Below are 4,830 nucleotides of genomic sequence, written 5' to 3'. Positions count from 1 at the left end.
GGCGGGCACCGCGCCGAGGACGGTGCCCGCCGTGGCGGCCAGCGCGAGGGCCATGGGAGCCCGCCCCACCCGGGCGAGGGCCGCCGGATGGCCCACCGGGCCGGACGGCCCGGGCCGTGAGGAAAAGGGCAGGACACGCCGCCAGTGCACGCATCCGGGGCAGTCGCAGTCACTCGCGGGATCGAGTTCCTCGAATACCGGAGTCTCCATGCGCTTCCCCTCACACTCCAGATGGAAATGTCCGCATTTCTGCACATTCGTCAGTTTCTCAACTGTCATCCGGTGTCGCACGTTGACGGTCCGAATGATGTACGGGACCGCTCCCACCTGCCACGGAGCGCCCCTCCCGGTCAGGAGCACCCCCGCGGGTCGGGTAGAGTTTTTGCGTCAGCAGGCGCCGCTAGCTCAGTTGGTTAGAGCAGCTGACTCTTAATCAGCGGGTCCGGGGTTCGAGTCCCTGGCGGCGCACAGACCGACGGGCCCTCTCGCAGCGACGAGGGGGCCCGTCGTCATACCGGAATGTCCGCCACCGGAGCCGGACGCCGGTCCTCTTTTCGCACTCACATCCCAATGAGCGCGTATGACCGGTTAACACCGCGTTTCGCATCTTGCGATCATGACGGACGGCGTAGAACCCTGGGCTTCAAAAGACTGTCGATTTACGGCAGTTGAGACAGGTGGGGGCGGGGCCGGTTGCGGCCACGAGGGGCTGGGGGCCCATTCGTGAACGATGCCGAGGGGGGCATCATGCAACCGGAAGGCCATAGTTCCATGTCTATATGGTGTGAATGATGTGGTGACGCCGGCCGGCCAGTGACTGCGTCCGTGAGGGTCGAGGGGGACCCGAGCGAACGAAAGAACCGACGAACACGCACCCGACGGTGCGTGCGGGGGGATGACTCATGACGTCGACGCCGACGGGCGCCCGGCAGGAATTCGACGGATCGGAGACGACCCAGCTCCGCGTGCCATCGCACCGGACGGGCAGCTTCCGCAGGATAAGGAAGTCGCTGCCGAGGTACGACTACGAGCACTACAGCCGACTCGCGGGACCCCTCACGCAGCCCGATCCGGGCAAGCCGTACAAGGTGCAGTACCGCTCCCTGCTGTCGCAGGAGACGCACCGCATACGCGCGGCCCTGATGCTGGGCGCCGCACCGCTTCTCTCGCTGGTCCTGCTCGGCTGGCTGCTCCAGCCCGAGCACTGGACCGAACGCGACTATCCCGCCTACGACTTCCTGCCGGCGCTGGACATCGTGATGCTGGTCTCGATCGGCCTGATCGAGTTCTTCCGCTGCATGAACGTGCTGTCCAACGCGCACGCCACCCTGGTCGCCCGCGACCCGGTCCCGGTGGTGCCCGAAACCGGCACGAGAGTCGCCTTCCTCACCTCCTTCGTACCCGGCAAGGAACCCCTCGCCATGGTGACGAAGACCCTGGAGGCGGCCGTCAAGCTGCGCCACCGGGGGCTTCTGCACATCTGGCTCCTCGACGAGGGCGACGACCCGGAGGTGAAGGAGGTCTGCGCGCGCCTGGGCGTGCACCACTTCTCCCGCAAGGGCGTCGCGAAGTGGAACCAGGCCAAGGGCCCGCACCGCGCCAAGACCAAGCACGGCAACTACAACGCCTGGCTGGAAGCCCACGGCGACGACTACGACTACTTCGCCTCGGTCGACACCGACCACGTGCCGCTGCCCAACTACCTGGAGCGGATGCTCGGCTTCTTCCGCGACCCGAATGTCGGATTCGTCATCGGCCCGCAGGTGTACGGCAATTACGACAACCCCATCACCAAGGCCGCGGAGTCTCAGCAGTTCCTCTTCCACGCCCTCATCCAGCGGGCCGGCAACTTCTACGGCTCCCCGATGTTCGTGGGCACCTCCAACGCCGTACGCATCAAGGCGCTGAAGCAGATCGGCGGCCTGTACGACTCGATCACCGAGGACATGGCTACCGGCTTCGAGATGCACCGCGCCAAGAACCCGGCGACGGGCCGCAAGTGGAAGTCCGTGTACACACCGGACGTGCTGGCCGTCGGTGAGGGGCCGGGCGCCTGGACGGACTTCTTCACCCAGCAGCTGCGCTGGTCGCGGGGCACCTACGAGACGATCCTCAAGCAGTACTGGAAGGGCTTCTTCTCGATGCCTCCGGGCAAGCTCTTCAACTACACCATGATGATCATCTTCTACCCGATGTCCGCGCTCAACTGGATCCTCGCGGCGCTGAGCTGCGCCCTGTTCCTCGGGCTCGGCGCGTCGGGCGTGAACATCGACCCGACGGTCTGGCTGATGCTGTACGGCAACGCCTCGGCGCTCCAGATCGGCCTGTACATCTGGAACCGCCGGCACAACGTCTCGCCGCACGAGCCGGAGGGCTCCGGCGGTGTCGCCGGCATGGTGATGTCGGCGCTGTCCGCACCGATCTACGCACGGTCGCTCATGGACGCCGTGCTGCGCCGCAAGAGCAAGTTCGTGGTGACGCCCAAGGGCGATTCGGCCAGCCCCGACACGCTGTTCGGGACCTTCCGGATCCACCTGTTCTTCATCCTGGTCTTCGCCGGCTCGATCACCGCCGGTTTCGTCTTCGGTCACTCCCACCCCGCGATGATCACCTGGGGGATCTTCGCCCTGCTGATCACCGCCTCGCCGATCTTCGCCTGGCGCTGGTCCATCCGCCAGGAGCGCAAGAAGCCGCCGGCGGCGCCCGAAGACGTCCACGTTCCGCAGCAGGCTCCCGCGCCGCAGCAGGAACAACACGCCCCGCACGCGCAGCAGAAGCCCAGCTGGGCCGCCGCGAACGGGGGGAACGACCAGACCATGCAGATCGCCCTTGGGGGACGTAAGAAATGAAAGACGGTGCCCGTCGCCGCCGCGCCCGCCGCCTCGGCATAACCGGGGTGGTGGTGCTCGCGCTGGCCGGAATGAACGGGCCGTGGCTGTATCGCTTCGGAACGAACAAGTACCACCAGTACACGATCAACAAGCCGGAGTACAAAGCCGCCAACGGCCACTGGGACATCATCGATTTCCCGGAGGAGTACCGGCTCAACACGATCCACGCGGCTTTGTTGCACACCGGCAAGATCCTGCTGATCGCGGGCTCGGGCAACAACCAGGACAACTTCGACGCGAAGAAGTTCGACACGCGGATCTGGGACCCGGTCAAGGGCACGATCAAGAAGATCCCGACGCCCGCCGACCTGTTCTGCACGGGACACACGCAGCTCGCCAACGGCAATCTGCTGATCGCCGGCGGCACCAAGCGGTACGAGACGCTGAAGGGTGACGTCACCAAGGCCGGCGGCCTGATGGTCGTCCACAACGAGAACCCCGACAAGCCCATCACGCTGCCCCCGGGCACCAAGTTCACCGGCAAGAAGAACGGCAAGACCTTCGTGTCGAAGGACCCGGTGCTCGTCCCGCGCGCCAAGAAGGTCTTCGACAAGGCGACCGGCGCGTTCGTGCGCAACGACCCGGGCCTCGGCCGCATCTATGTCGAGGCGCAGCAGAGCGGCCAGAAGCACGAGACCGGCACCCAGGACAACTACCGGGTCCAGGGGCTGACCGGGACCGACGCCCGCAACACCTACGGCATCGCCCAGAAGCTCGCCCTGGACAAGAAGGACTTCCAGGGCATCCGGGACGCCTACGAGTTCGATCCGGTCGCCGAGAAGTACATCAAGGTCGACCCGATGAACGAGGCGCGCTGGTACCCGACGCTGACCACTCTCGGCGACGGCAAGATCCTCAGCCTCTCCGGCCTGGACGAGATCGGCCAGCTCGTCCCGGGCAAGAACGAGGTCTTCGACCCGAAGACCAAGAAGTGGACGTACGCCAAGGGCATCCGCCAGTTCCCGACCTACCCGGCGATCTCCCTGATGCAGAACGGCAAGCTCTTCTACTCGGGCGCGAACGCCGGCTACGGCCCCGACGACGTGGGCCGCGACCCCGGCGTCTGGGACCTGGAGAGCAACAAGTTCAGCAAGCTCAAGGGCCTGAGCGACCCGAACATGATGGAGACGTCCGGCACCGTCCTGCTGCCGCCCGCGCAGGACGAGAAGTACATGGTGATCGGCGGCGGCGGGGTCGGCGAGTCCAAGCTGTCCAGCAGGAAGACCCGGCTGATCGGCCTCCTGGACAAGAATCCGAAGTTCGTGGACGGACCCGAGCTGGAGAAGGGCACCCGCTACCCGCAGTCCTCGATCCTGCCCGACGACACCGTCCTGGTCTCCGGCGGCTCCGAGGACTACCGCGGGCGCGGCGACTCCAACATCCTCCAGGCGCGGATCTACAACCCCGGGTCGAACAGCTTCGACCGGGTGGCCGACCCGCTGGTGGGCCGCAACTACCACTCGGGCTCGATCCTGCTGCCCGACGGGCGCGTGATGTTCTTCGGCTCCAACTCGCTCTACGCGGACAAGGCCAACACCAAGCCGGCCACCTTCGAGCAGCGCATCGAGATCTACACGCCGCCGTACCTGTACCGGGATTCACGGCCCTCGCTGTCCGGCGGACCGAAGACGATCGCCCGTGGCGCCTCGGCGGACTTCACCTCGGCGCACACCTCGTCCATCAAGACGGCCCGGCTGATCCGGCCGAGCGCGTCCACGCATGTCACCGATGTCGACCAGCGGTCCATCGCCCTGGACTTCACGAAGACGAAGACCGGGATCTCGGTGACCGTGCCGAAGAACCGGAACCTCGTCGAGTCCGGCTGGTACATGCTGTTCGTGACGGACGACCAGGGCACCCCGAGCAAGGCCCAGTGGGTCAAGGTGCCCTGATTCCAAGGATTTGTGCACCCGTACGTGAAAGGGGGCGCCCTCCGCTC

2 protein-coding genes, 1 tRNA gene and 1 pseudogene are annotated in these 4,830 nt (G+C 66.1%); 3 read left to right on the top strand and 1 reads right to left on the bottom strand.

Annotated elements, in window-relative coordinates:
• Positions 1–210: pseudogene (locus tag ACFWBT_RS41835) on the bottom strand (hypothetical protein); the annotation flags it as partial.
• 184 nt (positions 211–394) lie between these two features.
• On the opposite strand from ACFWBT_RS41835, the gene ACFWBT_RS41830 reads away from it, so the two are divergent.
• The 3 genes from ACFWBT_RS41830 to ACFWBT_RS41820 all read left to right on the top strand — a co-directional run bounded on the left by ACFWBT_RS41830 (position 395) and on the right by ACFWBT_RS41820 (position 4,783).
• Positions 395–468, top strand: a tRNA-Lys gene (locus ACFWBT_RS41830).
• Positions 469–902: 434 nt separating this feature from the next.
• Entirely contained in the window at positions 903–2,849 is a 1,947-nt protein-coding gene (locus tag ACFWBT_RS41825) for a glycosyltransferase family 2 protein (RefSeq protein ID WP_385709715.1), read from the top strand.
• Positions 2,846–4,783: a galactose oxidase-like domain-containing protein gene (locus ACFWBT_RS41820; protein WP_385709712.1), complete on the top strand. Its 1,938-nt coding sequence runs from the start codon at positions 2,846–2,848 to the stop codon at positions 4,781–4,783. Before ACFWBT_RS41825 ends, ACFWBT_RS41820 begins: the two co-directional genes overlap by 4 nt.
• Positions 4,784–4,830 lie beyond the last annotated feature (47 nt).

This window comes from Streptomyces sp. NPDC060027 (assembly GCF_042737005.1).
Classification (GTDB): domain Bacteria; phylum Actinomycetota; class Actinomycetes; order Streptomycetales; family Streptomycetaceae; genus Streptomyces.
Note: the sequence above shows the minus strand (reverse complement) of the source record. Positions and strands in the feature narration are given on the sequence as shown.